This is a genomic window from Pseudomonas rhizophila (assembly GCF_003033885.1).
Lineage (GTDB): Bacteria > Pseudomonadota > Gammaproteobacteria > Pseudomonadales > Pseudomonadaceae > Aquipseudomonas > Aquipseudomonas rhizophila.
Genome location: NZ_CP024081.1, coordinates 2,115,600 through 2,140,567, shown reverse-complemented (window position 1 = coordinate 2,140,567; position 24,968 = coordinate 2,115,600). Strand labels below are relative to the sequence as shown.

The 24,968-nt window shown below is 61.3% G+C and carries 16 protein-coding genes; 13 read left to right on the top strand and 3 right to left on the bottom strand.

What is annotated here, in order from left to right:
• The first annotated feature begins 218 nt into the window (after positions 1-218).
• From CRX69_RS09940 to CRX69_RS09920, 5 genes are all read left to right on the top strand, one after another.
• A complete protein-coding gene (locus CRX69_RS09940) occupies positions 219-4,676 on the top strand; it encodes a SpvB/TcaC N-terminal domain-containing protein (protein ID WP_107321955.1) in 4,458 nt (1,485 codons plus the stop codon).
• A gap of 3 nt (positions 4,677-4,679) precedes the next feature.
• Complete coding sequence (locus CRX69_RS09935; RefSeq protein ID WP_107321954.1) at positions 4,680-7,487, top strand: RHS repeat domain-containing protein; 2,808 nt, start codon at positions 4,680-4,682, stop codon at positions 7,485-7,487.
• 65 nt (positions 7,488-7,552) lie between these two features.
• Positions 7,553-10,366, top strand: a complete 2,814-nt coding sequence (locus tag CRX69_RS09930) for an RHS repeat-associated core domain-containing protein (protein WP_107321953.1) — start codon at positions 7,553-7,555, stop codon at positions 10,364-10,366.
• Between the two features lie 77 nt (positions 10,367-10,443).
• On the top strand, positions 10,444-12,210 hold the full coding sequence (locus CRX69_RS09925) for a sensor histidine kinase (RefSeq protein WP_107321952.1): 1,767 nt from the start codon (positions 10,444-10,446) through the stop codon (positions 12,208-12,210).
• Positions 12,203-13,543 carry a sigma-54-dependent transcriptional regulator gene (locus CRX69_RS09920; protein WP_107321951.1) on the top strand — a complete coding sequence of 447 codons (1,341 nt, stop codon included), beginning with the start codon at positions 12,203-12,205 and terminating at the stop codon, positions 13,541-13,543. Before CRX69_RS09925 ends, CRX69_RS09920 begins: the two co-directional genes overlap by 8 nt.
• Before the next feature lie 118 nt (positions 13,544-13,661).
• On the opposite strand, the gene CRX69_RS09915 is transcribed toward CRX69_RS09920, so the two are convergent.
• Positions 13,662-14,024 (bottom strand): hypothetical protein, encoded by a 363-nt coding sequence (locus tag CRX69_RS09915; RefSeq protein WP_157952120.1) that lies wholly within the window; start codon positions 14,022-14,024, stop codon positions 13,662-13,664.
• Between the two features lie 301 nt (positions 14,025-14,325).
• On the opposite strand from CRX69_RS09915, the gene CRX69_RS09910 reads away from it, so the two are divergent.
• The 7 genes from CRX69_RS09910 to CRX69_RS09875 all read left to right on the top strand — a co-directional run bounded on the left by CRX69_RS09910 (position 14,326) and on the right by CRX69_RS09875 (position 22,892).
• A complete protein-coding gene (locus CRX69_RS09910) occupies positions 14,326-15,081 on the top strand; it encodes a fimbrial protein TcfA (protein WP_107321949.1) in 756 nt (251 codons plus the stop codon).
• Positions 15,082-15,169: 88 nt separating this feature from the next.
• Positions 15,170-15,667, top strand: a complete 498-nt coding sequence (locus CRX69_RS09905) for a CS1 type fimbrial major subunit (RefSeq protein WP_047227118.1) — start codon at positions 15,170-15,172, stop codon at positions 15,665-15,667.
• Between the two features lie 65 nt (positions 15,668-15,732).
• On the top strand, positions 15,733-18,420 hold the full coding sequence (locus tag CRX69_RS09900) for a TcfC E-set like domain-containing protein (RefSeq protein ID WP_047227119.1): 2,688 nt from the start codon (positions 15,733-15,735) through the stop codon (positions 18,418-18,420).
• Complete coding sequence (locus CRX69_RS09895) at positions 18,417-19,562, top strand: CfaE/CblD family pilus tip adhesin (protein WP_107321948.1); 1,146 nt, start codon at positions 18,417-18,419, stop codon at positions 19,560-19,562. The genes CRX69_RS09900 and CRX69_RS09895 overlap by 4 nt, the downstream gene beginning before the upstream one ends.
• A 297-nt stretch (positions 19,563-19,859) precedes the next feature.
• Positions 19,860-21,179, top strand: coding sequence for an MFS transporter (locus CRX69_RS09890; protein ID WP_047227120.1), 1,320 nt, complete (start codon positions 19,860-19,862; stop codon positions 21,177-21,179).
• Between the two features lie 302 nt (positions 21,180-21,481).
• Complete coding sequence (locus CRX69_RS09885) at positions 21,482-21,931, top strand: heme utilization protein (protein ID WP_107321947.1); 450 nt, start codon at positions 21,482-21,484, stop codon at positions 21,929-21,931.
• A 340-nt stretch (positions 21,932-22,271) separates the two neighbouring features.
• A complete protein-coding gene (locus CRX69_RS09875; protein ID WP_107321946.1) occupies positions 22,272-22,892 on the top strand; it encodes a flavin reductase family protein in 621 nt (206 codons plus the stop codon).
• Positions 22,893-23,007: 115 nt separating this feature from the next.
• Here the strand turns inward: CRX69_RS09875 and CRX69_RS09870 are convergent, their stop codons facing one another.
• Positions 23,008-23,253, bottom strand: coding sequence for a hypothetical protein (locus CRX69_RS09870; RefSeq protein ID WP_047230388.1), 246 nt, complete (start codon positions 23,251-23,253; stop codon positions 23,008-23,010).
• 41 nt (positions 23,254-23,294) lie between these two features.
• Entirely contained in the window at positions 23,295-23,648 is a 354-nt protein-coding gene (locus tag CRX69_RS09865; RefSeq protein ID WP_107321945.1) for a putative quinol monooxygenase, read from the bottom strand.
• A 327-nt stretch (positions 23,649-23,975) separates the two neighbouring features.
• Between CRX69_RS09865 and CRX69_RS09860 the strand changes: the two genes are divergently transcribed.
• Complete coding sequence (locus CRX69_RS09860) at positions 23,976-24,905, top strand: AraC family transcriptional regulator (protein WP_047230390.1); 930 nt, start codon at positions 23,976-23,978, stop codon at positions 24,903-24,905.
• Positions 24,906-24,968 lie beyond the last annotated feature (63 nt).

The window sequence follows — 24,968 nt, the reverse complement described above, 5'->3', positions numbered from 1 at the left end:
TCGCGAGCAAGCTTTGCTCCCACACTGGATCTTCAGTGGACCCCGACCTATGTTCAGCCAAGCCTCCCACACAATGCTCCCCGCCGGGCGTGAGTAGAGCCGTTCATCGGCATGCCCGCCTACCTGTCAGATCTGACAGGTTACCCAAGGACCATCTCTTGGCATCCTGAAGTCATGCCGGGTATTCGCCCTGGCGTCGGCTAACAGAGATGATCCCGATGGCAGAACAAGCGCCCCTCCAGATCGTGACCCCGACCATCGCCGGCAGTGCTTCTATCGCCACCCTCGGTAACAGCCTCGGCCCTGTCGGTACGCGAGGGGCAAGTTCTTTTGAACTGCCGTTACCCCTGTCCGCCGCCCGCCACCTGACGCCGGCGCTGACCTTGAATTACAGCAGCCAGGGCGGCAACGGCATCTTCGGCATCGGCATGCAGCTTTCCATCGCCAGCATCACGCGCAAAACCAGCAGAGGTGTGCCGCACTACGCTGATGAGGATGTCATGGTCGACGCCGATGGGGTTGACCGCTGGCCCGAATTCAACGCCGAACCGCTCATTCGCCCCCTGGCGGGCCCCGGCAGTGCAACGTGCTCGGTGGTGCGTTATTACCCCAGGACTGAAAGCAGCTTCGATATTTATGAGCTGTGGACACCCACCGACGGCCAGGCACCCTTCTGGCGTGTCCAGGGCAGCAACGGCCATGTGTATTGCTACGGTAAAACCGAAGCGTCGCGCATTGCCGAACCTGAAGCCGAACCCGAGCCCGATCCCCCAAAACCACCACGCATCGCCGAATGGTTGTTGCTCGAAGAAGTCAGCCCGGCAGGCGAGCACATCTATTATGAGTACCAGGCCGACCCCGGCGCGCTGGACGGCCCCCACGACTATCGCGCCCAGCGCTACCTGCGGCGGGTGTGCTATGGCAACGCCAGCGCCAGTGACACCCTGTACTGCTTCGAAGAGCCCGACCCGGCCCAGCACAACTGGCACTTTCACCTGCTGTTCGACTACGGGCAACGCACCCTCGATCTTGCGCAACAACCTTCCTGGCAAGCCCCCGAAGAGGCGCCCTGGCTGCTACGCAGCGACCCGTTTCACACCTATCGATACGGTTTTGAGGTCGGCACCCGGCGCTTGTGTCATCAGGTGTTGATGTTCCACCACTTCCCCGCCGTGGCCGATACTGAACCTGCCCTGGTCCGGCGGCTGGTGCTGGAATACACCGCCACTGCGCTGGGTTACAACCTGCTGACGGCCGCCCACTATCAGGATTGGGACACTGAAGGCGGTGTCGATTACAGCCCTCCGGTGGAATTGCAGTACACCGATTTCGACCTCAATCTGGCACCCGAAAAATTCTTCGACCTGGAGACAATGCCCGCCCTCGAAGGCAACCGGCATTACCAATGCGTGGACCTGTATGGCGAAGGTCTGCCGGGGTTTCTGTGCCGTTACACCGATGCCTGGTACTACCGCGAGCCTGAGCGCGCCGGGCCCGATGACGATGCCATCGGTTATGGCCCGTGGTCTCGCCTGGACAGTATCCCGGTCGCCAGCCAAAACCCGGCCGTGATGCAGGTGCTGACTGACCTGACCGGCAGCGGCCGCCTCAATTGGGTCATTGCCCAACCCGGCATGAGCGGCTTCCATACCCTCAACCCGGACCGTAGCTGGTCGACCTTCACCCCGTTTGATCGTTTTCCGACGGAGTTCCTGCACCCCGCCGTGCAACTGGGCGATTTGACCGGCGACGGTTTACGCTCACTGGCCATGGTCGGCCCCAAAAGCGTTCGGTTGTACCCCAATCTCCGCGAACAGGGGTTCGCCCCAGGGGTGAATGTGCCCCATGAACCGGACAGCCCCCTGCCATTGTTCAGCGACTCGCGCAGCGAGCTGGTGTTGTTCGGCAATTTGCTGGGCAGCGACAGCACCGAGCTGTGCCGGATTCGCTTCGATGAAATCAAGTGCTGGCCGAACCTGGGTCACGGGCGTTTCGGCGAAGGTTTTGTCATGAGCGCCCTGCCCTTCAGCTACGGCCAATTCGACGCTGACCGGGTGCGGATCGCCGACCTGGACGGCGCCGGAGCGCCCGCGCTGATCTACCTTAACAGCGACTGTTTCGATATTTACCTCAACCACGGCGGCAATGGCCTTGAGCAAACTCCCGTCAAGGTGCCATGGCCGGCGGGCGTGCGGTACGACAATCTGTGCCAGGTCAGCCTGGCCGATCTGCAGGGGCTGGGTTGCGCCAGTCTGATTCTGAGCGTGCCCCACATCTCCCCCGATATGAAGCCCAGGCATTGGCGTTATGACTTCGTCGCGGCGCGGCCCTATCTGCTCAACGCCACCCATAACAACATGGGCTGCAGCACCACCCTGACCTATCGCAGCAGTGCGCAATACTGGCTGGATGAAAAACAACAGCGCCGGGCGCAGGGCGAGCAATTGGCCTGTTATCTGCCCATGGCCCTGCCGTTGTTGGCACGTCAGCAACAGCTGGATGAAATCACCGGCAATTGCCTGACCCAGCGCTTCACCTATTTCGAGGGCGACTACGACGGCTATCACCGTGAGTTCCGGGGCTTCGCTCGGTTGTACCAGGTGGACAGCGAGTTGCCCGACGGTGAAGTGCAAAGCGGCTTTACCGCGCCAGTACTGGTCAAGACCTGGTTCCACACCGGCCGAACCGTCAACCAGCCTCTGAAGGACTGTTTCGACGGCGACGATGACGCCGTGCCGCTTGGCCCGGCGCTGTTGAGCTGTTTTCATGAAGGCGACGAGGCCGACGAGATTATCGTGCCCGACCCTGAGACCGCCCGGGATATGGCTTATGCCTTGGGCGGCCAGGTGTTACGCACAGAAATCCATCCCGCCGAATCGGACGATACGGCCCGGCCCTACACCGTGACGCAACAACGCTATCTGCTGCGCCAGCACCATCCCCATCACAAAAGCCTGCTGGTACTGGAACTGGAGGCGCTCAGCCATCAATACGACGGTTTTACCAATGACCCGCAAAGCCAGCACGGCATCAATCTGAAATGGAATCTCTACGGCCAGCTTGTTCACGGCTTCATCGTCCATTACGCCCGACGCCTTACGCCGCTCGATCCGCCACCCTTCGACGATGAAGACGAGAACACCTGGTGGCTCGATGCCCATGATGAGCAGCAGCAGGTGTTCCACCTTGCCGAGAGCCGGGCCGAGCACCTGCACCTGTTCGACGAAACCGGGTGGCGTCAGCGCCTGGGCCTGCCCTGGCGCAGTCGAGCCAACGCTTTGCAACGCCCCAAGGGCGAACTGCCGCAAGGCCTCAACCCTCGCCAGATCAGCTATGAAACCTTCCTCGCACATCACGACTCCCCGCAATGGCAAGCCGCACGGCAATTGGTTGCGCTTGAGGAACAGAACTACCTGCGTGACGACCAAGGCGATATTGCCTTCCAGGCGTTGCTCGGCCCGCTGGAGACGGCCGAGTTCGACAAGCAGGCACTGGACGCCTACGACGCCGTGCCACCGCCGTTCGACATCCGCGGGCAACTGGAAGAAATCGGCTTTGAGCCCATGCAGCTGTTTCTGCCTGAAGATCCGGACGAAGACACCGCCGAAAACCTCTGGTCGAAAAAGAGCGGTTTTGCCACCTACCACTCGCTTGATGGCTTCTTCCAGATCCACGCCCTGCAAGAAACCCAGAGTCATGGTGTTACGACCCTGACGTACGATGCCTATCACCTGATGACCACCGCCATTACCCTGCCGGACGGCTGTACGACCCAGATCGAATACGACTATCACTCGCTGTTGCCGCAGAGCATCATCGACGCCAACGACAACGTGCAGCAAGCGCTGTATGGCCCCGACGGCGTGCCTTTGGGCATTACGTTTTTCGGCAGCGAAAATGGCCTGCCGGCAGGCTTCGATGCCATCGACACCTACGAGCTGCCCGACGACCTGACACCGGCTTATGCCATCGAACACCCCGAAGCCACCCTGGGCAGAATCGCCAGTGCCGTGCGCACCGACGAGTTCAGCTGGATGGGCGCGCTTGACCTCGCCCAAGTCTCCCTTGCGCAGCGCAACGAGTGGATCAGCGCCCGCTACTTGATGCCCAGCGGCCATGTCCGCGCCAGGGCACGCATTCACCTGGCGCGGCTGGCCGAACGCAGCGCCGCCGAAGAACAGTTGTGGACGCTGATCCAGGCCACGGCCCGAGAGCCGGTTCACAGCGTCGTGCTGAGCGCCGATCGCTACCCGGACGATCCATTGCAACAGGTCCGCATCACCCTCAGCGCCATCGACGGATTCGGCCGCACCTTGCAAACCAAGCAGCGGGTCGAACCCGGGGAGGCCTATGCCGTGGCCGAGGACGGCTCGCTGGAGCTACAGAACGGGCAACCGTTGCAGCACCTGGCCGACCCGCGCTGGCGCGTCAGCGAACGGGTCGAGTACAACAACAAGGGACTGGTCACGCGGGTCTATCGGCCGTATTTCGCCGACGCCTGGCGCTACATCAACGACGCCTCGCTGCGTCTGCACGGCTACCACGACCAGCAGTTCTACGATCCACCAGGACGCCTGGTCAAGGTCATCAATGCCAAGGGCTATGAAGCCTGGCATGTGCATCATCCCTGGTACTTGTGCGACCACGACTACAACGACACGGACCCGGGAAGCTGACGAGTGAGCAGGCTAACTCATGGCGGTACACCGGTCCTGTCGGTACTTGACGCACGAGCAGGCTCGGTCAGGCGAGTGGACTACTGGCGCCGATCGCCGAACGACGACACCCAAACGCTGGTCACGGCCCAGGCGTATGACGTCGCCGGGCGCCTTATCGCCCGATGGGACCCACGTTTCTACGGTACGGACACGGCCAACCTGCGCAACGACTACAACCTCACCGGTCAGCCGCTGCGTACCCGCAGCGTCGATGGCGGATGGCGCCTGGCATTACCGGGCCTGGCGGGTGAAACCTTGCAACGCTGGGATGAACGCGGCAGTCATTGGCGTATTGCCTATGACCCCCAACTGCGTCCGGTGGCCCTGGAGGAAAACAGTCAGGTCGCAGTCGATACCTTCATCTACGCCGACGCCACGGCCGATGCCGATCACAACCTGCGCGGTCGGTTGCTCGAGCAGGTCGACCCCTCGGGTACTGTGCTTCTGGACAGCTATGGCCTGGTCGGCCTGCCGTTATGTGAGACGCGTATTTTTCACGACAGCAAGGTGTTTACCAGCCGTCGTCTCTTCGGGCCTTCGGGGGCTGTCCTTGAGCAGACCGATGCCGGTGAACACCAGCAACAGTCGCGCTACGATCTGGCCGGGCAGCTCAAGCAGGTGCAGTTGCGACTCAAGGGGCAAACCGACTGGCAGACGGTGTTGCACGATGCCCAATACAATGCCGCCGGGCAAATCATCGAACAACACGCAGGCAACAGCGTCATCAGCCACTGGAGCTATGACCCGGCCAGCGCTCGCCTGCTCAGACAACGTTCACAAAAAGCCCCGGCCACCGCACTGGTGGACTTCGAGTATGTCCACGACCCGATGGGCAACATCACCCGCATTCTGGACCATACCTATACGCCTACCCATTTCGCCAACCAACGAGTCGACGGCCATCGTGCCTTCAGCTACGACTCGCTCTATCGGTTGACCAGTGCCAGCGGTTACGACGATGGCCCGCCCTCGGATATACCTGGCCTGCCCCAGCCAACCGACCCCAACAACCGGCTCAACTACCTGCAAACCTATGAATATGACGAGGGCGGCAATCTGACCAAGCTCACACATGTGCGTGAGGGTGCCGGCTACACCCGGCAGATGTTCATCGACCCGGGCAGCAATCGAGGGGTGCGATACCAGCCTGGAGATCCTGCCCCGTCATTCGACACACTGTTCGATCGCCATGGCAATCTCCTGGCATTGCAGCCAGGGCAGAACCTGCAATGGAACGCTCGGGACCAACTGGCAGCGGTCACCCTGATCGACCGCGAAACCGCCGCCAATGACCAAGAACATTACCGCTATAGCCAAGGGACCCGGGTCTACAAACGTCACGAAACCCATACCGCCAAGCGCGACCATTTTCAGGACGTGCGCTATCTCCCGGGCCTGGAGATCCGCACCCGGGACAATGGCGAAGAACTGCACATCATCATCCTCGACACGGGTTTGATCAACGTCCGCTGCTTGCATTGGGTAACGGGCAAGCCGGCAGATATCGACACCGATCAGTTGCGCTACAGCCTGGAGGACCACTCAGGCTCAAACATGATGGAGCTCGATCAGCATGCGCAACTGATCAGTCACGAAGGCTATTACCCGTTCGGCGCCACGGCGTGGCTGATAGCCCGTCCCGGCGTAGAGGTCAGTTACAAGACCGTGCGCTATTCGGGCAAGGAAATGGACATCAGCGGGCTGTATTACTACGGCGCACGTTACTACGCGCCGTGGCTGCAGCGTTGGGTCAGTGCCGACCCGGCAGGGGATGTGGACGGGCTGAACAGGTATGCGTTCGTGGGCAACAATCCGCTACGTTATGTGGATACGGACGGGCAGGCAAAAGCCGAGAGCGTGATCGTGCTTTATTCAGGCTTTCTCTCCGAACTCAGTGGAGAGTCCAGCCGACTGCTCGGGCAACTTCACAACATCATCCAGCAAAAAGGCGTGTTCAGAAGCCTGATGGGGAATCTGGGGGGAGAGCTGGTCAAAGGCGTCTTCGGCTATGAGACAGGCGTGCTGGGTGGCGAGGTGGTCGATCTGGTGCTGCCTGATGCCCCTTTCACAACGCCCTACACCACCACGGGTGGACTGATCGGTGGCAACGTCGGCGGCGATGTGGCCGGCGAGATCGCCGATCCGTTCGTGCATAGCGCAGGGTTGGTGGGCGCGCTCATACCGCAGACCTCAAAAATATCCGTTGAGGCGATCGATCGCAGACTCGGTATCGAGGGTGCGGTTAAAGACATCAAGAACTGGCGGCAGATGAAAGATGAGGTGATCCACCCGGCGCTCAACTCAGTCCTCAACCCCAGCTTCGTGATGAACCGGGTGATGGGTTCGTGGATCCCGATCATCGGCGGCACACTCAATATGTTCGCCCGGGCCATCGAGGGCGAAGACATCAAAAACCGCCTCGACCCCGTCAAGATCGGCAAAATCGAAACGCTGCTCTCCGACTGGAAAACGGCTGTGGAGCAACGCGCTGCCTGGGCCGAAAATGCTTTCGATGCGTTAGGCTCCGATGTCATCTCCCCCGCAGACCTGCTGCCCAACGTTAACTTCATGACGTCCAAGGAAGCCCTGGCACCGATCAGTCGCGCCGTCTTGCGCAAAAGAACCCAAGCCACCCTGGCCAACATCAAGGCCGCGCAGCAGGGAATCACCGCTTACAAGGAAATGGGCACGACGGACAATTTGTGGGCGAGTTGGCATGCGCATCCTGTCGGCCATGGCAAGGGCCGCCCGAAATGGATGACCACGTGATCCAGGCAGCGCGGCTCCTCGTGCATCAAGGTTCAGACTGACACCCCTCTGGAGGCCAGAGCCCCATGAGTACCGTGCATTTGCGCACTCCAGACGTCGTTGCCGTGGATGGCCGTGGCTTGCCTGTGCGGCAAACCACTTACTTGCGCAACCAGGCCTCGCCCCCCGCCGTCGCGCTGATATCGCGCCAGCACCACAAGAGCATCGGCCATCTCGTCGAGCAGTGGGACCCTCGCCTCTTCGGTCACGCGCCCAAACCCAACCTGACAACGCTGCATAGCCTCACCGGTCAGCCGCTGCATACCGACAGCGTCGATGCCGGATGGCGCCTGATATTACCGGGCCTGGCAGGTGAATCCCGCCAGCGCTGGGATCAACGCGCCCATCATTGGCGCGTGACTTATGACCATCAGTTGCGCCCGATAGCCCTGGAGGAAAACGGCCGGGCCGAGGTCGACGCCTTCACCTACGCCGATGCCACGGCCGATGCCGATTACAACCTGCGCGGGCAGTTGATTGAGCAGAGCGATCCCTCCGGCACCGTGCAGCTGGACAGTTACGGGTTGACGGGCGAACCGCTACGCCAGGTCCGCCGTTTTGCCGATGCCATCCCCCACATCTGCGAGCAGACCCTCGACGCCCTCGGCACGCCCGTGAGCCGGACCGACGCCGCTGGCCACCGACATTACTTGCGGCTGGATATCGGCGGGCAACTCAAACAGGTGGACCTGCAACTCAGGGACCAGGACACGCCACAACCGATTCTGCTGGACGCCCGCTACAACGCCGCCGGCCAGATCGAGCGCCAGGATACGGCCAACGGCGTGACCAGCCGCTGGACCTATGACCCGGCCAACGATCAACTGAGCACCCTCAAGACCGGAAAACCCGGACAAGCCCTGCTCCAGAACCTGACGTACTTCCATGACCCCATGGGTAATGTGCTGCGTATCGAAGACCATACCGTCGCCCCCCTGTACTTTGCCAACCAGCGCGTAGACGGTCATCGCGACTTCACCTACGACTCGCTCTACCGTTTGATCAGCGCCAGCGGTTTCGAGGGCGAGACACCTCAGCTGCATCCCGGCTTGCCCGAGCCGATCGTCCCCATCGACCCCGGCCACCGTTTCAACTACACCCAGCTGTATGACTACGACACCAGCCACAACCTGACCCGACTGCGCCATGTTCGCGACGGCAACAATCACACCCGGACACTGCGCATCGACCCTCACAGCAACCGAGGCGTGCAGTGGACCGAAGGCGATCCGGAGCCGGATTTCGACGCGCTGTTCGATGCCCATGGCAACCAGCTTTACCTGCAACGCGGCGCGCAGTCGCTGGTGTGGGACGCCCGCGACCAGCTCACTAAAGTCACGTTGCTCAAACGCGACAACGGGTTGCTGAACGATGACGAAACCTGCCTCTACAGCCAGGGCGAACGGGTCAGCAAGACCCACACCACCGCCAGCACTCGCCACGAAACGCGATATTTGCCAGGCCTTGAAATCCGCACCAGCAGCCACGGCGAACAACTGCACGTGGTCACCTGTGCATTGGCCCATGGCAGTGTTCGTTGCCTGCATTGGGAAGCCGGCCAGCCAAGCGACATCGAAGCCGACCAATTGCGCTACACCCTCGACGATCATTTGGGTTCCAGCACCTTGGAGCTGGACCGTCACGGCGCCTTGATCAGCCTCGAGCACTACTACCCCTTTGGCGGCACCGCCTGGCACGCCGCTCGTTCCAGAATTGAAGTCGACTACAAGACCCTTCGTTATTCAGGCAAGGAAATGGACAGCAGCGGGCTGTATTACTACGGCGCGCGTTACTACGCCCCGTGGTTGCAGCGCTGGGTCAGTGCGGACCCGGCGGGGGATGTGGATGGGTTGAATCTGTATGGATTTGTCGGCAATAACCCGATGACGTTGACCGACTACCAAGGGTTGATACTAGAGACCCCGGCGCAGAGAGACGCTAGAAAAGCGCAGAGCGCAGCCTATTGGCAACGCTGGAAAAACTATAACCGGCTGGACAGGGAGATCAAAAAGTTCACGGACATCATGAAGCTGACTTCACGCAGAGCCAGCGAAGCGCAAACTCAACTGGCCAGCCATCGCTCGGCAACAGCGCACGCCCAGGCCTCTGCGGTACGTGTGGGTAGTCACGTCGGTGCACAGGTTGTCAGCTACGGAACGGGACTCGCGGTAGGCTTCGGCGCCGCGGCGCTGGGCAGCGTGGCGGGACCACCCGGCATCGTCATGGGCGCCGCGCTGGGGTTCGTCACCAGCAAAGCGGTGAGCGTTGGCCTGGATTATGCGCTGGAACGATTGAGCCTGAGCGCAGCGGTCAACTTCAAGAGCCGGAAACTGGACCCGGAAAAAATCGTCAAGAAAGGCGAATACAAGAATCTTGACCTCTTTCACTATGCCAAGGCAAAAGCCCGGGATCTGGCCCACGCCGTCAGCGCGCCCACCCAGAAAAACGTCCTGAAAGCGGGAAAGGAAGTGACCAGCACTGGCACCAAGATCGCGCTGAAAGCGACAGGAACCGTGGCCTCCAGCGAAATAGGAGCCGTGACCAGCATTGTTTTGGGAACCATTGAGATCATTCATGAAATTGGCGCCGCAAGCCATGAACTGACCGAGGAGAAAATCGCTCGGGCAGATGCGCACATCAACGGCATGGTGGAAATATTGAACGCACAAATGGCCCACATCGAGACGCTGTTTGCCGAGGCGGAACTTGACGCAGTCAATACCTACCGACCGCTCAGCAAAGTAATCGGCCAGTCCAGTGGCGACACGCCTCAAAGCCTGAGAAGGGAGATGGAAGCAACCATCGGCCGCTTGAGGAAGACACAAAGCATGCTCCGATAACGCCGGAGCGAGGCGCATCACCGCGGGCAGACGGCATGCTATCGTGCCTGTCCCTGCCCAGTCCTTGAAACAGTCACATGCCGGCAATGCCTCGTCCCTTGCGTCTGTCGTTGTACACCCTGCTGATCCTCAGCGGCGCCATCATTGCCGCAACCCTGGCCGTGCGGCACGCCGAACGCCAGGCACTGGAAGAGGATGCCAGCCGTGCGAACCAGCAACTGGCGTTGTACGCCAACTCCCTGCATACCCTGATCGAGCGCTACCGCGCCCTGCCCGCCGTGCTGGCGCTGGACCCCGAGTTGCGCTCGGCCCTCAAGGGGCCGGTCAGCACCGCGCAACAGGACGCGCTGAATCGCAAACTGGAACAGATCAACGGCGCCGCAAAGTCTTCCACACTGGAATTGCTCGACCACACCGGCCTGGCCGTCGCGGCCAGCAACTGGCGCCTGCCCAGCAGTTATGTCGGACACAATTATGGCTTTCGGCCGTATTTCCTCCAGACCCGCACCCAGGGCACCGGACGGTTTTATGCGGTGGGTGTGACCAGTGGCATTCCGGGCTACTTCCTGTCCAGCGCAGTGACCGACGACAACGGTGAGTTCCTGGGGGCGATGGTCGTGAAGCTGGAGTTTCCCGAGCTGGAACGCGAATGGCGGCAGGGCAGCGACACCCTGCTGGTCAGCGATGCCCGAGGCATCATTTTCATCGCCAACAGAGAGGGCTGGCGTTATCGCCACTTGCAGCCGTTGACCGACAGCGACCACGCCGAGCTCAAGGCCACTCGCCAATACGACAAGCAACCGCTGCAACCCTTGGCCGTCGAGCCGCTGCGACGCTTTGACGACAACAGTCATCTGGCCCGGGTCAAGGCCCCCGACGGTGCAGTGGATTACCTGTGGGAGTCCCTGCCATTGACCACCGAAGGCTGGACGCTGCACTTGCTGCGCCGCCCGCAGATCGCCTTCGAAGACCGTCGCAACGCAGGGCTCGCCGCCGCCGGATTATGGCTGGCCCTGGTGTTTCTGCTGCTGTTTCTCAACCAGCGCTGGCGCCTGGCAAAGCTGCGCCAGCGCAGTCGTGAAGAACTCGAACGGCTGGTGGAAGAACGTACCCGGGATTTGCGCACCGCCCAGGACGGCCTGGTGCAATCGGCCAAACTCGCAGCCCTGGGACAGATGTCGGCGGCCCTGGCCCATGAAATCAACCAACCGTTGACGGCCCAGCGCATGCAACTGGCAACCCTGCGCCTGTTGCTGGACCATGGCCGGGTCGATGATGCCTACAAAGCCATCAAACCCCTGGACGACATGCTGACCCGCATGGCCGCCCTCACCGGCCACCTGAAAACCTTCGCCCGCAAAAGCCCCAGCGGCCTGCGCGAACGCCTCGACCTGGCGGTGGTGGTGGATCAGGCACTGCAACTGCTGGACACACGCCTGCGGGACGAACAGGTCAGTACGGTGCTGCACCTGACCCGCCCGGCGTGGGTGCGTGGCGATGCAATCCGTCTGGAACAGGTTTTGATCAACCTGCTGCGCAACGCGCTCGATGCCATGGCCGGCCAGCCGCTCAAACGCCTGGAAGTGCGCCTGGAAGCCGATGAGCAATTGTGGCGCCTGACGGTCAGTGACAGCGGCACCGGGATCGCCGAGGAACACCTGAGCCAGGTATTCGACCCGTTCTTCACCACCAAGGCAGTGGGCGACGGCCTGGGTTTGGGCCTGGCGGTTTCCTTTGCAATCATTCATGAATCGGGTGGACGACTGACGGCGGACAACCATGAAAACGGCGCACAGTTCTGCGTGACCTTGCCGATCGATCAGGAGGCGCAGTTGCATGCTTAACCCTTGCACATTGAAAAAGGTCATCGTCGTCGACGACGAGGCCAGCATTCGCAGCGCCGTGGAGCAATGGTTGAGCCTGTCGGGTTTTGAAGTGCAGTTGTTCAGTCGCGCCGAAGAATGCCTGGCGCAATTGCCAGGACATTTCCCGGGGGTGATTGTCAGCGATGTGCGCATGCCCGGGCTCAGCGGCCTGGAGCTGCTGGCCGAAGTGCGCCGACGCGACCCGGACCTGCCGGTGATCCTGTTGACCGGCCACGGCGACGTGCCGATGGCCGTGGAAGCCATGCGCGACGGCGCCTACGATTTCCTGGAGAAACCCTTCACGCCCGAAACCCTGCTCGGCAGCCTGCGCCGGGCGTTGGACAAGCGCACGCTGGTATTGGAGAACCGTCGTCTGCACGAGCAGGCCGACGTCAAGGACAAGCTCGATGGGACACTGCTTGGGGTTTCACGGGCGCTGCAAAACCTGCGTCGCCAGGTGCTGGACCTGGCGACACTGCCGGTCAACGTGTTGATCCGCGGCGAAACCGGCAGCGGCAAGGAACTGGTCGCCCGTTGCCTGCACGACTTCGGTCCTAGGGCAAACAAACCCTTCGTGGCCTTGAACTGTGCGGCCATCCCCGAACCGCTGTTCGAGGCCGAACTGTTCGGCCATGAAAGCGGCGCCTTCACTGGCGCCCAGGGCAAGCGCATCGGCAAGCTCGAATACGCCGACGGCGGCACGCTGTTTCTCGATGAAATCGAGAGCATGCCCCTGGCTCAACAGGTCAAGTTGCTGCGGGTGCTACAGGAACAGAAGCTCGAACGCCTGGGCTCGAACCAGAGCATCCATGTGGACCTGCGCATCATCGCCGCCACCAAGCCCGACCTGCTCGACGAAGCCCGCGCCGGACGTTTTCGCGAAGACCTGGCCTATCGCCTGAACGTCGCCGAGCTGCGCCTGCCGCCATTGCGTGAACGGCGCGAGGACATTCCTTTGTTGTTCGATCATTTCACCCACAACGCCGCCGAACGCCTGGGTCGCCCCGCCGTGCCCTTGAGCGGTGCGCAGTTGAGCCATTTGCTCGGCCACGACTGGCCGGGCAATGTGCGTGAACTGGCCAACGTCGCCGAGCGTCACCTGCTGGGACTGGATCAACCCCGCGTCCTCGACACGGAGCCGGGCCAATCCCTCGCCGCCCGGCAGGAAGCCTTCGAAGCTCAATGCCTGCGCGCCGCCCTGACGCGGCACAAGGGCGATGTGAAAGCCGTGCTCGAGGAATTGCAGCTGCCGCGTCGCACCTTCAATGAAAAGATGCAGCGGCATGGGTTGAGCCGGGAGATGTTTTTGTAGGGTTGGCGTTTTTTGTGGCGGCTGTACTGGCCTCATCGCGAGCAGGCTCGCTCCCACAGAAGTGATGTGTACACAGGTCGAAATGTGGGAGCGAGCCTGCTCGCGATGAGGCTGCCCGCTAGCCCGAAATCAAGCCGGCGAGCATTCGTTTCCGGTCGCCCACGTCCAGTGCCCGGTAGGCCTCCAATAGCATTTCCTCATCAGGCGTCAATGGCGGCTTGGCGATTTGGGCGCGCTCACCGACCAAGACGTACTGCGCGTCCACGCCGATAACCACCAGCTTGGCCACCAGATCGGCCGGACATTTCTGCCGCCCCGATACCACTTCTTTCAAACGCTGCGGACTGGATTCACCAGCGGCACGGGATGCCGCGGCCAATGACAACCCACAACGGTCAATCTCCTCGCGCAGACGAACGTGGATATATCCCACCAAATCTATTGACATGGTGTAACTATCCCACCAAAATAATTCGGACAAACAGCAATCATCTTCGCCTCACAGGAGTCACCACCATGGCCCGTACCGACGCTGTACACCCGGGAAGTCACCTCAAATCACGGGAGCAAGCGTGTCGGAGCGTCAGGGCTGGAATCTACTCTGGAAATTTCCTACATGGAACAGAGAAGCATCTGTAGCACAAAAGGAAGTGTCGTAAATATAGCTCGCCTCTAGTCGTGAGACTCTTCCCTCTCGTCACCGACCTTCATCGAAGGCAAGAGCGCTTCAGCAGACGCATTGAATAACGTTGAGTTTTTAGCTTTTTTACTTGAGGTCTGACATGGATTTGAATCAAACGTTTACCCACCGTTGGGCTGCCTTGGGCAAGCTGGCGCTTTTGATGCTGGCGTTCGGCTTATCGTCGCCGGCGACCGCCAATCTGGTGGTTTATCCGATGACCAGTACGATCGGCGCCGAGCAGGATGGCATTGGACAGATCCAGTTGCATTCCAAGTCGGACAAGGTGCAGTACATCAAGGTCAGTGTGGTCCAGATCCAGCGCCCGGGCACGCCGGATGAACACGAAAGCCCAGTGTCTGCGGCCGATACGAAGGGTATCGTCGTGTCGCCACAACGCACGGTACTCGCTCCCGGCGCCAGCCGCACGGTACGGATTATCGCGCAGGCGATGCCCAGCGAGGAAACCGTCTACCGGGTTTATTTCGAGCCAGTGGCCGCTCCACAGGATCTGGCGGCAGAAGACGACGACCCGCAAGGCACGCAACCCAGAATCGGCGTAAACCTGATCTGGGGCGCGCTGGTGCGCCTACTGCCCGATGACCGTCAAATGAGCGTCGGCTTGCAACAAAGCGGTGAAGCGCTACGCAATGACGGCAACGTGCGCATCGGTGTATTGCAGGTCGGACGCTGCACCGACGTCAAGGGCGAAAAAGACTGCCTCTGGAACGATGTCAATCGCAGCCTGTATCCGGGCAGCACGCTCCCTGTCCAGGCATCCGGCACAAGCGGCAACCTGCTCATGCGCTTTGTGACCAGCGACGACAAACGGCCACGCACTTTGGCCGTGCTGCCGTAACCCACTCCCCCCTCACATTTTTCAATCTGAGCCATGTGCCTGCACATGGCTGGGCTCCTGTTCACCCATAGAAAAGAGGAAACACCCCATGAAACTGCTCAAATTCGCCCCGTTGGCACTGGCCGCACTGGTCTCGATGCCCGCCCTGGCGGTTGAGAAAAGCATCCTGGTCTATGCCGATGTCGATCCGACACTGGAGTTGCTCCAATCCGATGGCAGTGCCCTGCCGCCCTCCATGGAGATGAGCTACCTGCCGGGTGCGGGTCTGCAACCCACGCGTCTGGGCACGCGGGTCTTCAGCAATGACACCGATAAGGACATGACCATCAGGCTGATCACCAGCCCCGTCCTGGCCAACATGACCAACCCGGCTTCCACCGCGGTTCCCCTGTCCGTCACCTTTGGCGGCAGAACGTTGAGCACCACCGGCGTCGCCTTGTCGGCGGCCGACCTGTTCCCCGGTGGCGACCCGACCAGCGGCTCGATCGAGCAGATGCTGGAGATCAAGCAAACCACCGTTGGCGCTATCGCAAACGCTGGCCGCTATGAAGGCATCGTCAGCCTGGTGCTGACTCAGCAACCGTAAACACAACCGTTCCTCCCAAGGGGGTACGGCGTCGTCGTACCCCCTTTCCTGCATCAAGGCCACGTATGAAACGCCACTTCACAGCTATCTCCATCTCCCTTTCATGGGCGCTGGCCGAAGGCGCCTGGGCCGCGACCGACGCCTTGACTCAGGTGCCGGCCGGCTTCGAAGCCTTGGTCGAAGGGCAGGTGGAACAGCTCGAACTACAACTGTTCAACCGCAATCTCGGCGTGCACCCGGTGCTGGTCCAGCCCGGCCGGATCGAATTCAAGCAGCCTGAGCGCATCGCGGCCCTGCTGGTGGAAGCCGGCGTACTGGCCTCGCCTCAGGAACTGCTGCCATTACTGTCACAGCCCTTGCCCAGCAATAGCCAGCTGGCCTGCTCCTACGGCCTGGCCAGCGAGGCAAGTTGCGGCTATCTCGAAACCGAGGCAGTGGCCGTGATTCTCGACGAGGCCGGCGCCCGTCTCCAGGTCCTGCTGCGCAAGGACTGGCTGCCGACCAACGAGGCCTCGGCCCTGCGGCTGCATACACCGAGCGAGGCAGAGAATGCCCTCGTCCACCGGCAAAACATCAATATCGCCCAGTCCGACAGTTACCGCGCCCTGGGTGCCAGCGGCCTCGGCGCACTCGGCCTGGGAGAAAACAGTCACCTGGGGTTCACCTGGACCTATCAGGCCAACCAGAACAAGCGCGGCAGTGACAGCAACCTGGAATTCAACAACGCCTACTACCGGCGAGACTTCGACCGCGAACATTACGCACAGGCGGGACGCATGGACATGAGCAACCTGTCCAGCGCCGAAGGCGGCAACTTCAACTTCAGCCTGCTGCCCCTGGGCCGGATCGACGGTGCCCGTGTCGGCACCACCCTGGCCTACCTCAATCGCGACGTCGTCGGACAGGGCACGCCCATCTCCCTGATCCTGACCCAACGCGCCCGCGTCGATGCCTTTCGCGGCGAAGAACTGCTCTCCACTTCTTATCTGGATGCCGGTGTGCAGAACGTCGACACCCGGACCTTCCCCAACGGCAGTTATCCGGTGACCCTGCGGGTGATCGAAAACGGCCAGGTAACCCGTACCGAAACCGTGCCCTTCAGCCGCACCGACGGCAACGGCCTGGGGGATGACACCGTGCAATGGTTTTTACAGGGTGGGCGCACGGCCGAGCATTCCCTGTACGAACAAGATCCCGCCGCCGTGGCCCAGACCGGCCTGCGGGTACCACTGCTCGATAACCTGGCGCTCACCAGCGCGATCACCTGGCTGGACACCGCGTTCTACAACGAAAGCCGCCTGGACTGGGCCGGCACGCTGGGCGCCAGCAGTTGGTCGCTGTCGGCCGCCCTCCTGGAGGGCAACGACGGGGCGAGCGGCAACAGCCAGCAGTTCACGTTCAACCATGGCCTGTCCTGGAATCTCTATCGCTACTCGCTGCGCAGCCCGTCCTGCGAGCACAACCGCCGTACCTACCAGCAGAGTGGCTGCAACGAATCGCTGACGGCCAGCGCATCGCTGCCGTTGGCCGGCGGCGCCCTCACCGCCGGCTATAGCTACAACCGTTATGCCCAGGTGAATCCGTCCTACTACTGGAACACGTTGCCCGGCGAGCCGGACCTGACCGACGAACTGACCACCGCCACCTGGGCCCGCACCCTGCAGGTGGGGTTCTCCCGCGGGCATCGCCTGGGCCAGTTCCACCTCACCCACCGCGTGGGCGCGTTTCGCAATCAGAGCGGCAATCGGCCGACCGACCACGGCCTGTACCTGAGCCTCAGTCTGTCCCATAACGAGCGCTCGACATCCGGTGGCTTCCGGCAGACCAGTGTCGGCCTGGACGCGCGCCGCGAGCAGGCCGCCAGCGACAGCGTCCGGACCAGCCTGGCCCATACCCGTGTCTGGGACAGCGAGCAAGGTCGCAACGAGATGAATACCGGGCTGGGTTACGACGACCTGGGCCGCTGGGACGCCGAACTGGCCGGGCGACTCGAACGTAGCTGGGGCGAAACGAGCCTGGCGATGTCACAGCGCGGCGGTGACCGGCATGATTCACGCCCTGGGCTCAGCGGCAACCACTCTTCCTCCCTGGCACTGGGGCGCGAAGGTTTCTTCTGGGGCCCCGGCCAGGGCGGCACAGGCCCTGGCGCCGCCGTCGGCATCGTCGCTGCGCCAATGGAAAACGCCACCGGCGCCGCGGCCAAGGTCAGTGGCGGCTACGGCGCCCAGACCAGCATCGGCTTCGGCGAGAAACGGCTGATTCCGATCAATGGCTTCGAGGTCTCCCAGACTCGCATCAGCGATGCCGATGCCTCGCGCCAGAACCTGAGCTCGGTGAATGTCGGCAACGGCAGCCGCGACTGGTTCCTGCCACCCGGCAAGCTGGCGGTGCAGCGCATCGAGTCCAGCCTCAGCTACACCTACATCGGACGCCTGGTGGACGCCCGGGGACAACCGCTGGCACAGGCGGCCATCCTCAACGCAGCGATGATGGAAACCGCCGAGGACGGCAGCTTCGTCGTCGATCTCAACAAGCCCCCGCAACCGTTGTTCGCCCTGGACCTGAACGGCGTGCATGCCTGCGCCGTGCAGTCGGCCACCGCTCGCAGCAGCTTGCGCCAGGTCGGCACGCTGACCTGCCAGAGCACCACCCTGGACGCTCTGCCCAGAGACCTGCGCGACCCCGACCGACTGGAACGCTGGACCGCGCGCCGCAGCGCCGCGTTATCGTCAGACAAGAGAAACCAGCCATGAATCTGATCTTTCACCGTTGGGCCCGTCGCCTTGGCGCACTGATTGGCGCGTTCGCTGCGCTACCGGCGCTCGGGGACATCCATCCCAGCAACCACTATCAATCCGAGATGCTGCAATTCGACCGCTCGACTCCGCCCGCCGATCATTACATCTGGACGCGGATGACCCATGGCTGGCACGAACAGCCCGTGGCAGGCGCAGGCTATAAGACAATGCATTTTGTCTGTCTGTCCAACACCGATCCAGCAACAGGCCAGTGCCTGACCACCACCGGAGGCAGATATGGCACCACCGAGATAAAGCTGCGTTTCACGGAGAAACGCAGCCGACTGTCCGTGGTTCTGACCGTCAAAGGCAACATTACACGCAGACTCCCGATCCACAGCCCCTGCGGGGTGTGGGGTTCCAGCACCTGGATGCTGACCTCGACATCACATGGCAATTGCGAGGGAGTGGATGCGACGGGTACGGCCTCCACCCTCTGGATTCCTCGGTCAGAACTCGCCAAATTGCCTGCCGGTGGCATCTGGACGGCGCAATTGGTCATGAAGCTCAGGAGGTTCTACTCGCAGCCAATCGGAGACGCCCATATCTACACCGTCGATTTCAAGCTGGACGTGACCGATCACAATAACGTGCAGATCTACCTGCCCGCCCACGGCATCAGCACCCCGCAGGTGGACCTGAACCTGCGCACCCGCCCGTTGATCAATGGCCCCGGAGGTATCGTCTCCGGCCAGGCTGTCGTCGATGCCTGCCTCTACGACGGCTACAACTCCAACAGCCAGCGTTTCGAAATGCGCGTCACCGACAAAAACCCCGTACCCGGCATGGCCGGGCGCTTCTTCGTGAAGCACACCTCCGGGGGGACGGACGAACGTAACCGTATCGAATACCGAGTTCGCACCCGCACCGCCAACCTGGGCGAGACACAGCATGTCTCAGGTCAACCGGTGACCTTTACCGGTATCAACAATGCCGATATCCGCGCCGTGCGCTTGCCCAACGTCCCCTTCCCGGTCGTGTGCACGCCCTGGCCGATCACCCTGGAGACGCCGCAGTTTCGGCAGATCGACAAGAATACCGGGCAATATCGGGGAGAGCTGAACCTGGAGTTCACGCCTTCAACCTCGTCGCCCTGAGCCTTCGGGTGTCGGTACTGGCGCCATCGCGAGCAAGCTCGCTCCCACATTGGACCTGCATACACAGAACCCTGTGGGAGCGAGCCTGCTCGCGATGAGGCCAGCAGCCAAGAATGATGCCCCCCAGAATGAGCGGATTCCCGCTCATTCCACCACCAAAATGAGCGCCAATCCGCTCACCCAGCACTCAAAACCCCTCTAGACCGGCCTTCTCCCACCTGGCACAGCTCCTGCTATAGCCCTGGCAGGCTGCGTTCCCACGCGCTCCACAAAAACAATTAAACGAAGGATCCTTCAATGGATAACTCCAACGCCCTTCCCCTCGGGTCGGCCGCCGCGCCCGCCCGTGAAAGAACCACTGCCAGCCGGATCAAATCGATTTTCAGCGGTTCGGTCGGCAACATGGTCGAGTGGTATGACTGGTACGTCTACGCCGCTTTCTCGCTGTACTTCGCCAAAGTATTCTTCCCGGCCGGGTCCTCCACCGCGCAACTGATGAAAACCGCCGCGATCTTCGCCGTGGGCTTCCTGATGCGCCCGATCGGTGGCTGGCTGATGGGCCTGTACGCAGATCGCGCCGGGCGCAAGGCGGCGCTGATGGCCTCGGTATACCTGATGTGCTTCGGCTCGCTGATCATCGCCCTGAGCCCCGGCTATGAAACCATCGGCGTCGGTGCCCCCATCCTGCTGGTAGTGGCCCGCTTGCTTCAGGGCCTGTCGGTGGGCGGTGAATACGGCACCTCGGCAACCTATCTGAGCGAGATGGCCACCAAGGAACGTCGCGGCTTCTTCTCCAGCTTCCAGTACGTGACCCTGATCTCCGGCCAGCTCATCGCCCTCGGCGTGCTGATCGTGTTGCAACGCTTTCTCACCACTGAAGAGCTGTATGCCTGGGGCTGGCGCATTCCATTCGCCATCGGCGCGTTGTGCGCGATAGTGGCGTTGTACCTGCGTCGCGGCATGGAAGAAACCGAGTCGTTCACCAAAAAGGAAAAAGCCAAGGAAAGCGCCATGCGCACCTTGATGCGCCATCCAAAAGAGTTGATGACTGTGGTCGGCCTGACCATGGGCGGCACCCTGGCGTTCTACACCTACACCACCTACATGCAGAAATACCTAGTGAACACGGTCGGCATGAGCATTTCCGACTCCACCACCATTTCCGCCGCCACCCTGTTCCTGTTCATGTGCCTGCAACCTTTGATCGGCGGTTTGTCGGACAAGGTCGGTCGGCGGCCGATCCTGATCGCCTTCGGCATCCTGGGGACGCTGTTCACCGTACCGATCCTGACCACCCTGCACACCATCCAGACCTGGTGGGGCGCGTTCTTCCTGATCATGGCCGCGCTGATCATCGTCAGCGGCTATACCTCGATCAACGCCGTGGTCAAAGCCGAGCTGTTCCCCACCGAGATCCGCGCCCTGGGCGTCGGTTTGCCGTACGCCTTGACCGTATCGATCTTCGGCGGCACCGCTGAATACATCGCCCTGTGGTTCAAGAGCATCGGCATGGAAACCGGCTACTACTGGTACGTGACGGCGTGCATCGCCGTGTCGCTGCTGGTCTACATCACCATGAAAGACACCCGCAAGCATTCGCGGATCTTGACCGACTGACCTGCGCACACACAAAAACGAAAGGGGCGAACCTGTACGGGTTCGCCCCTTTTTTTGTGCTTCGTGTCTGAAGATTTATCCGACATTAATCTCTGGTTAATGCCCGCCCTACATCCTCATCCTCACCAAAACGCTGTTCGGGTACGCCGGTGATGACATTTATCGCCGATCAGTAACAACGAGCAACCAATCGATAAATACGATTTGTTTGAGCATTTTTTTGCGCTTTTTAATCGATTTAACAAGCGTAATATGAATTCCACACCCAAGGCGATCAACGCCAACCACTTCGGAGAACGACCATGAAAACCAAACTGATCCTCGCCCTGACCTTGTCCGTACTGGCCGCCAACACCTTCGCCGCCGATGGCTTCGACCGCACTCAGTCGGCCATTGCCGCTGACGGTTACGACCGCACCGGCGCTGCCACCGTTGCCGCCGACGGCTTCGACCGCACCGGCTCCAACGCTATCGCCGAAGACGGCTTTGACCGCACTGGCTCGAACGCTATCGCTGAAGACGGCTTTGACCGCACCGGCTCGAACGCTATCGCTGAAGACGGCTTTGACCGCACCGGCTCCAACGCTATCGCCGAAGACGGCTTCGACCGCACTGGCTCGAACGCTATCGCTGAAGACGGCTTCGACCGCACTGGCTCGAACGCTATCGCTGAAGACGGCTTCGACCGCACTGGCTCGAACGCTATCGCTGAAGACGGCTTTGACCGCACCAACACCGCCTCTCTCAGCTAATCCCAACGAGGCTCTCTCACAGCCCGGCTTCGGCCGGGCTTAGTTGTTTTTGGGGTACAGGAAAACGGTCAGCCTCAAGCCCAACACAAACGTGGTCTCACTGAAGAACAAATTGTGGGAGCGAGCCTGCTGGCGAAGAGGTCAGCACATTCAACCCCTACGTCCCCTGCTACACCGTCATCGCGAGCAGGCTCGCTCCCCACAGGATTGTGTGGCAGACGAAAGTTCCGTGAACCCTGAAGAGCAAATGAGTGAGCAGGCTTGCCAGGTGCTGACAAAAACAGTCGCCCCCTGCACTATCCACAACATCCTCAAAATCCATCCCCAGGACCCTCGCCTCATGCCCGACGACATCCACTACTACGAACCCGCCCAGGGCCACGGCCTGCCCCACGACCCGTTCAATGCCATCGTCGGCCCACGCCCCATCGGCTGGATTTCCTCCCAGGACGCCGAAGGGCACCTGAACCTGGCGCCCTACAGTTTTTTCAACGCCTTCAACTACATTCCGCCGATCATCGGCTTCTGCAGCGTCGGGCGCAAAGACAGCCTGAACAACATCGAACAGACCGGCGAATTCGCCTGGAACCTGGCGACACGCCCGTTGGCCGAGCAGATGAACCAGAGCTGCGCCATGGTCGCGCCAAAGGTCAATGAATTTGAACTGGCCGGTTTGACGCCAGCGCCATCACGGGTGATCCAGGTGCCACGCGTGGCGCAAAGCCCGGTGTCCTTCGAATGCAAGGTCACCCAGATCATCCAGTTGCAGCGCGCGGACAAGGCATTGGTGCCCAGTTGGCTGATTCTCGGCGAGGTGGTCGCCGTGCATATCGCCAAATGGTTGTTGAAAGATGGGGTATACGACACCGCCGCTGCCGAGCCGATTTTGCGCGGCGGCGGGCCGGCGGATTATTTCCAGCTGGGTCCCGAGGCGCTGTTCAAGATGCACCGTCCTCAATAGCAGTGCACGACACAGCGTTTATCTGTGGGAGCAAGGCTTGCCCGCGATGAAGACAACGCGGCCTGTCTTTTGAACCGAGGTGACTGCATCGCGGGTAAGCCTTGCTCCCATAATGTTAATCTCGCGGGTTCCAGATCAGCTCGCCCTCATCGCCCACACCCTTGAGATGGGTCAACTCAATGGCCGCCGCCGAGTCGGCATCAGTGGCCGTCTTGAACGTCTGATCTTCAAGCACCTTGTTAAAACGCGGCGCACCGGAACCACCAATGGCTTTGGTGGCAATCGCCGCGTAGTAGCCGCCGCCCTCTTTGGGAACGACCGCGGAAACAGCTTCGAAGGTTTCAAAGGCTTTACGTGCCATATTGCGCATCCTGGCGATGGAAAATGACGCTCATTAAACCTTCAACCCGCCAGTTTGTGTACCTTCGCCAGGCACCCTTCGGTCGCCTGGGCGGCGGACACTTCCCGGAAGGTGTGGAAATCCAGGCTGCTCACCACCAGGTCCTGTACCAGCTCGGCGAAGATCGCCATGGCCGGTGAGTTGAAATAAGCATCCATCGCCTGTTGATTGACCCAGAGCCCGGACACCAGCCACAGATCGGCGTCGCATTGCGATTGCTGCAAGGCAAAATGCAGGCATCCGGGAGCCTGGCGCGAAGGCGCGATCAGCGTACTCAGGCGTGCACCCAATGGCTTGGAGCAACCGGAACGGGCCCGCACAAAGGCCATATGACTGACGGGGATCTGTGTAGACATGTTCAACCCTCCCAGGTAATCCGTTGTGCAGCCCGGGACAGGCTGCGACAGGATCAAAGGTTAAGCGTCACGACACCAGGCTCGTTAGTCGATTCCTGCCGACCCATTGCACGATCCTGCGCGAAAGCGGGACCCAATCGGTCCTCCATCCGCGAGGATCCGGGAAAGTTGAAACAAAAGGTTTCAAGCAAGTTTTTGTCACATTAAGCCATGGTGAATCGATGCACCGTGCAGGATCAGGCAAGCTTTCGACAGGATGTGGCTACCACTGCAACTTGCACAAACATAAGCTCTGCTCATCGCTCCCCCTTTCCCGAGGATTCCGGCATGTCGCCGCTTGACCACGCCCACGTCCCGCTGGACACGTATCTGGAACAACAGCGCGCCGAACTGGCGTCGATCATCGCCCGCAATACCAGTGAAGACGGCAACTACGCCACAGCCATCGACTCGCTGAATCTGTCGCGCCACAGTCAAGCCCATCAATTCGCACCGGTGCTGGCGCGACCGGCGCTGTGCATCATGGCCCAGGGCAGCAAGCAGGTGCGCCTGGCGGATGAGTTGTTCAACTACGATCCGCTCCATTACCTGGTGGTCTCGGTCTCGATGCCCCTGAGTGGTTGCATCGCCAGCGTCTCGCCCGATCAGCCGATCCTGGCCCTGCGCCTGGACATCGATCCGGCGGAAATCACCGCGCTGATTGCCGACGCAGGCCCCCTCGGCGTACCCACGCGCCCCACCGGTCGCGGCCTGTATGTAGAACGCTTGGACACGCCGATGCTCGACGCCGTGTTGCGCCTGACGCGCTTGCTGGACAGCCCGAAAGACATCGCCATGCTTGCGCCCCTGGTGCGCCGGGAGATTCTGTACCGCCTGCTGCGCAGCCCTCAGGGCTATCGGCTGTACGAAATCGCCATTACCAATAGTCAGAGCCATCGCATCAGCCAGGCGATCAAATGGCTCAATGGCCATTTCGAGCAACCGTTGCGCATCGATGACCTGGCCCGGGAAGTGAACCTCAGCGTCTCGACCCTGCATCACCGCTTCAAGGCCATGACGGCCATGAGCCCGCTGCAATACCAGAAACAACTGCGCCTTCAGGAAGCCCGGCGACTGATGCTGGCCGAAGGGCTGGAAGCTTCGGCGGCGGGGTATCGGGTGGGGTATGAAAGCCCTTCGCAGTTCAGCCGCGAGTACAGCCGCCTGTTCGGCGCGCCGCCGCTGCGGGATCTGGCGCGGTTGCGGATGACTGTCTGAGCTGATTTTTGGGTTGGCTGTGCCGGCCTCATCGCGAGCAGGCTCGCTCCCACAAGGGCTCTG